7 protein-coding genes are annotated in these 5,396 nt (G+C 67.5%); 4 read left to right on the top strand and 3 right to left on the bottom strand.

What is annotated here, in order from left to right; all coding sequences use genetic code 11:
- Positions 1-487: ATP-binding cassette domain-containing protein (locus tag G3N93_RS33765; protein ID WP_206134915.1), on the top strand; the 487-nt coding region annotated here is incomplete at its 5' end.
- Positions 484-1,248 carry an ABC transporter ATP-binding protein gene (locus G3N93_RS33760; protein WP_039354526.1) on the top strand — a complete coding sequence of 255 codons (765 nt, stop codon included), beginning with the start codon at positions 484-486 and terminating at the stop codon, positions 1,246-1,248. The genes G3N93_RS33765 and G3N93_RS33760, both read left to right, overlap by 4 nt.
- Before the next feature lie 16 nt (positions 1,249-1,264).
- Here the strand turns inward: G3N93_RS33760 and G3N93_RS33755 are convergent, their stop codons facing one another.
- Positions 1,265-1,828: a DinB family protein gene (locus G3N93_RS33755; protein WP_206134914.1), complete on the bottom strand. Its 564-nt coding sequence runs from the start codon at positions 1,826-1,828 to the stop codon at positions 1,265-1,267.
- A 67-nt stretch (positions 1,829-1,895) separates the two neighbouring features.
- Here G3N93_RS33755 and G3N93_RS33750 point away from each other — a divergent pair, with 67 nt between their 5' ends.
- Together G3N93_RS33750 and G3N93_RS33745 are read left to right on the top strand one after the other, a co-directional pair.
- On the top strand, positions 1,896-2,537 hold the full coding sequence (locus G3N93_RS33750; protein ID WP_174946288.1) for a TetR/AcrR family transcriptional regulator: 642 nt from the start codon (positions 1,896-1,898) through the stop codon (positions 2,535-2,537).
- Positions 2,538-2,622: 85 nt separating this feature from the next.
- Entirely contained in the window at positions 2,623-3,069 is a 447-nt protein-coding gene (locus tag G3N93_RS33745) for a hypothetical protein (protein WP_174938340.1), read from the top strand.
- A 42-nt stretch (positions 3,070-3,111) separates the two neighbouring features.
- Here G3N93_RS33745 and G3N93_RS33740 read toward each other — a convergent pair whose 3' ends face one another.
- Both G3N93_RS33740 and G3N93_RS33735 read right to left on the bottom strand, forming a co-directional pair.
- Complete coding sequence (locus tag G3N93_RS33740) at positions 3,112-4,533, bottom strand: sensor histidine kinase (RefSeq protein WP_206134913.1); 1,422 nt, start codon at positions 4,531-4,533, stop codon at positions 3,112-3,114.
- Complete coding sequence (locus G3N93_RS33735) at positions 4,520-5,185, bottom strand: response regulator transcription factor (protein ID WP_174938348.1); 666 nt, start codon at positions 5,183-5,185, stop codon at positions 4,520-4,522. The genes G3N93_RS33740 and G3N93_RS33735 overlap by 14 nt, the downstream gene beginning before the upstream one ends.
- Between the last annotated feature and the right edge of the window lie 211 nt (positions 5,186-5,396).

Raw genomic sequence — 5,396 nt, 5'->3', positions numbered from 1 at the left:
GGCCGAGGTGCTGCGTGCGCTGGTGCGGCCCGCGGCCGTGCGGCGCGAGGAAGCCGCGCTGCGCGACGAGGCGCGCGCGATCGTCGCCGGGTTCGGCGAGCGGCTCACGCCGCGCATCGATCATCCGGCGCACAGCCTGTCGTATGCGAACCGGCGGCGCGTGGAGATCGGCCGCGCGCTCGCGCTGCATCCGCGCCTGCTGCTGCTCGACGAACCGACGGCCGGGATGAACGAGACGGAAACGGCCGAGATGCTGCAACTGATCCAGTCGCTGAAGGCGCGCGGCCTGACGATCCTGCTGATCGAGCACAAGCTCGAACTCGTGATGCGCGTGTCTGATCGCGTGATGGTGCTCGACAACGGCGTGAAGATCGCCGAAGGCGCGCCCGCCGACGTGCGGCACGATCCGCGCGTGATCGAGGCGTACCTCGGCCGCCGGAACGCGGGTGGCGCGCCGGCCGAACGCGCAGCACAGGCGGCCGCATGACCGCACTTTCTTCCGGACCCGACACCACCATGACCGACGCGCTGCTGAAACTCGAACACCTCGACACGTTCTACGGGCCGGTGCAGGTGCATTTCGACGTGAACTTCGAAGTCGGCCGCGGGCAGATCGTCAGCCTGCTCGGCGGCAACGCGAGCGGGAAGTCGACGACGATGAAGCTGATCCTCGGGCTGATGCGGCCGCGCCGCGGCGTCGTGCGCTTCGACGGCGACGACGTGACGGCGCTCGCGACGCCACAGCGCGTGCGGCGCGGGATCGCGGCCGTGCCCGAGGCGCGGCGGCTGTTCGGCGACATGAGCGTGCGCGAGAACCTGCTGATGGGCGCGTACACGCGCGGCGACCGCGCGGCAGTGGCGGAGGACTACGAGCGCGTGCTCGACCTGTTTCCCCGCGTGCGCGAGCGGCTGACGCAGCGCGCGGGCACGCTGTCGGGCGGCGAGCAGCAGATGCTCGCGATGGCGCGCGCGCTGATGGCGCGGCCGAAGCTGATCTGCATGGACGAGCCGACGATGGGGCTGTCGCCGCTCTACGTCGACAAGGTGCTCGAACTGATCGACGCGATCAACCGGCAGGGCGTGACCGTGTTCATGGTCGAGCAGAACGCGAGCCTCGCGCTGGAGATCGCGCATTACGGATACGTGCTGCAGACGGGGCGCGTCGTGCTCGAAGGGCCCGCGAAGGCGCTGCTCGACGACGAGCGCGTGCGCGATGCGTATCTCGGCGGGGAGGCGGTGGCGGCGTAGCGGGCGTGGCGCTTGCCTATCGCCCGGCGGTTGACGCGATCGTCGCTTCGGTCTTGCCCTGAAGCCTGCGCGCCGGTTCCGTCCGGTGCAGGTAAACGGCGTACGTGTCCCACGGCAGCCTGATGTCCTGCCCCGAACGCGCGCCGGCCTGGATCATCAGCCTTCCGGCTTCGCCGCGATGATAGCCGCCGTGCGTGACGACATGGGTCAGCATCTCTTCGCGCGTCATGTATCCGTTGTCACCGTCGGTGAACGCAAACGGAATCGATTCGGACAGCATCGCGGGCGTGGCGGTTTCGACATGATCGAGATACCAGCGATCGAGCGCGGCGAAGGCAGCACGCAGCGCGTCGGGATCGGGCGTGTCGGGCGTGTTGTCGGATACGAAGCCATGACGCTCGCCGGTCAGGTGCGCGGCGAAAATCTTGTTCACCACGAGGCAATGGTTCATCAGCCGCAGCGCGAGATGGCGCTCGTCGGCGTGTTGCACCGCGTCGAGCTCCGCGATGGCCGCCAGCATTTCGTCGTTCGCCCACGCCTGGTAGCGCAGCATGCGGGACAGGAGTGCGTTCTCGCTCATGGTCGTTTCCTTGTGGGTTTCACCTAATATGTGAGCTTCGCCACCATTATTTTCAGTCGGAGCCCGCATGTCCACTCGCGTTTCCGATGCCGCCGCCGCGATGCGGAAAGCCCCGCGCCAGGCGCGTTCGCGCGCGACCGTGGATGTAATTGTCACGGCCGGGGCTCGCGTTCTGGATACGCACGGGTGGGCCGGGTTCACGACCAACGAAGTCGCGGCAGTTGCCGGTGTCAGCATCGGTTCCGTGTACCAGTACTTCCCGAACAAGCTCGCGTTGGTCGACGCGATCCGGCGCAGGCATTTCGACGATGTGCTGGCCGTGCTGCAGCGCGCGCACGACCGTCGGGCGAGCCCCGCGCGTCTCGTTGAAGGCTTGATCGGCGACCTGATCGCCGCGCACCGCGATTACCCGTCGCTGCACCGTGCGCTGCTCGATCTTCCCGATCCGGGCGGCGTGAAGGCTGCATACGACACGTTCCAGAAGGAATATTTGCGCCGCTATGCGCTGATCGTTGCCGCCTGTCGCGGGCGTGCGCCCGTCAGGGCCGATACGATGACGGCGCAGGTGCTGTCGTCGGCACTCGAAGGCGTCGTGCACAACGCGGCCCGGCGCGGGCTGCTGGACGATCCGAAACTGAAGCGCGAACTCGTGAGGCTGGCGCGGAGTTATCTGGAAGAGCCTCGCGATCCCGCTGCGAAGCATGCGTGAGCCGTGGAGAAAATCATGATGGACACCGAAATTCAGCGTAGATTGACGTTCTCCTGATCTCGAACGCCACGGGGGCTACCGCGCCATGTTGACTTATTCCATTCAGAAGGTCGGCTACGATTTCAAGCAACTGGATCCGCAGGGCGCGACGGATTACCCGTCGTTCACGCAGGCGTTCGACGCATTCCCGTGGGCGGCGCAGCATGCCGAATGGGACGACAAGCAGGACGGCCCGTTGCCGGCCCTCGTGCTGCAGCATGCCGACGATCAGCGGGAATTGTGGGTGACCGCGCTGAGCGATGCGCACGCGGACGGCTTCCAGTTGAATGCCGTCTCCATGCGGATGAAGAAGGGGCTGTTCGGAATCGGCAAGGGCAAGCTGGAGCAGCAAGTCGACACGATCGACGTCAGGAAGCGTACCGACGTCGACACGTTGTGCCGGCTGTTCTGCGATCGTCAGTACGACGAGCTGGACCGGGTAGTGGCGCAGCACGTGGAGCGCAACGGCTTCGAAGACGACAGCGACGATTGAGCGCCCACTGCGCACGCGCCTGAACCGGCACGGTCCGTCGACTCATGCCTGCTCTGCGCCGCTCCCCGCCGCCCGCGGAAACGTCAGCACCACCGAAAACCCGCCCGCGTCGGGAAACGCAAACCCGACGCGTCCGCCGTGCGCCTTCATCACTTCCTGCACGATCGCGAGTCCGAGGCCCGACCCGGTGCGCCGCTCGCTGCCGTCCGGCGCGATCCGCACGAACGGTTGCAGCGCGGCGTCCCAGTGCTCGCGCGGAATCCCGCGACCGTTGTCGGTGACGGTCAGCGTCACCGCATCGTCGGCGTGGCCCTGCGTCGCGACCGAGACGACGATGTCGTCCGCGTGACCGTGCAGCAGCGCGTTGTGCAGCACGTTCGACAGCGCTTCCTGCAGGCTGATCGCGTCACCGTCGATCCAGGCGAGCGGTGCGTCGCTCGCGAACGCGACGGCGACATCGCGCTCGCCCGCGAGCGGAATCGTGCGGCCGAGCACGTCTTTCGCGAGCGCGACGAGGTCGACGGGTTGCAGCGGCACGGCTTCGGTGCGATGGATCACCATCGCATGATTGAGCAACTGGCCGGTGAGCCGCCCGACGTCCGAACAGGTCGCGCGCAGCGCGTCGAGCCGTGCCGCATGACGTGCGGGATCGGCTTCGCCGTCGAGCAGCTCGATCTGCGCATCGAGTCGCGCGAGCGGCGTGCGCATCTGGTGCGCGGCATCGGCGATGAAGCGCTGCATCGCGTTGATCCGCTCGGCGAGGCGGCGCATCAGCCCGTTGATCGACCCGATGATCGCGTCGATCTCGCTCGGCGTATCGACGGCCACCGGCCGCAGGTCGGCCGGGTCGCGCGCGGCGATGATCGTGCCGATCTGCGCAAGCGGGCGCAGGCCCCGCCGGATCGCGAGGCCGCTCGCGCCGATCGCGAGCACGCTCATCAGCAGGATCAGCGTCCACACCTTGAAACTCATGTCGTTCGTGAGCTGCTGGCGCGCATTGGTGGTTTGCGCCACCGTCACGAGCGCCCAGCCCGGCGTGCTTTCCTCGGGCATGTAGCGCGCGATGGTCGCGGTGCGGATCCGGTGCCCCTGGTACATGCCGTTCGCGAACGCGGGGCCCTGTTTCGCGGTGGCCAGCGTCGCAGGGCTCGCGAGATCGTTGTAGCCGGCCACGACGATGCCGCGCGAATCGACCACCTTGTAGTAGACGAGGTCGTAGCGCGACAGCGTCGACAGCGCGGCCACCGGTGGATTCAGCGCGAGCACGCCGCCCTGCACGTAGAGGTTTTCCGCGACCTGGATCGATGCGCCGGCAAGCAACTGGTCGTAGGCGCGTTCGGCCGCGACGCCCGCGTAGTAGCGCGCGATCGCCGCGAGCGCGAGCGCGCCGGTCGCGACGACCAGCGCGATGAAAAGCAGCGTGCGCCCGAACAGCGTCTTCGGGAACCAGTCAGTGCGCCGCAATCTGGTACCCCATCCCGCGCGCGGTACGGATCTCGACCGAGCTGCCCTGCAGCTTCTTGCGCACGCGTGTCACGTATTGCTCGACCGCGTTCGCGGTCGGCTCGTTGCCGAAGCTGAACAACTGGTTCAGCAGTTCGTCCTTCGAGAAGATCCGCTGCGGGCGGCTCGCGAGGATTTCGAGCAGCGCGAATTCCTGGCGCGACAGCGACAGCGGCTGGCCGTCGAGTTCCGCGAGACGGCTGCTGCGGTCGATCACGAGGCCGCCGAGCGTCAGCACATCGTTTGCATGGCCGCTGTTGCGGCGCAGGAGCGCCTGCACGCGCGCATCGAGTTCGCGATAGTCGAACGGCTTCACCAGGTAGTCGTCGGCGCCGAGGCCGAGGCCGCTCACGCGATCGTCGATCGCCGAGCGCGCGGTGACGAGCAGCACGGGTGTCGTGCTGCCCGATGCGCGCAGGTGGCGCAGCACCGTGAAGCCGTCCATGCCGGGCAGGTTCGCGTCGAGCACGACGAGATCGAAGCGCTCGACGCGCAGCAACCCGTTTGCGGTCGCGCCGTCGGTTTCGAGATCGACGGCATGGCCGAGCCGCGCCAGGCGGATGCGGATCGCCGCGCCGATTTCGGCATCGTCCTCCACGACGAGAATGCGCATGGTGCCGTTTCGCAGGTGGGTGGTTAGGGGTTTTCCCGAGGCCGGGATGTCAGCATTTTCTCAGACTCGATCGATAACCTGTGTCGAGCCGGAAGTTGCAAGGACGGCCATTAATACCAGAACTACAGGAGACGGCAACATGCAGCAGCAAACGGGCGCGACGAACGCGCGGCGCAGCGCGCCGCCGGCCTGCGCTCGCCGGTGCGGCGAA

The sequence above is a fragment of the Burkholderia sp. Se-20378 genome, from assembly GCF_017104665.1.
Classification (GTDB): domain Bacteria; phylum Pseudomonadota; class Gammaproteobacteria; order Burkholderiales; family Burkholderiaceae; genus Burkholderia; species Burkholderia lata.
The sequence above is the reverse complement of the archived record's forward strand: the minus strand, read 5'-3'. Positions and strand labels throughout refer to the sequence as shown.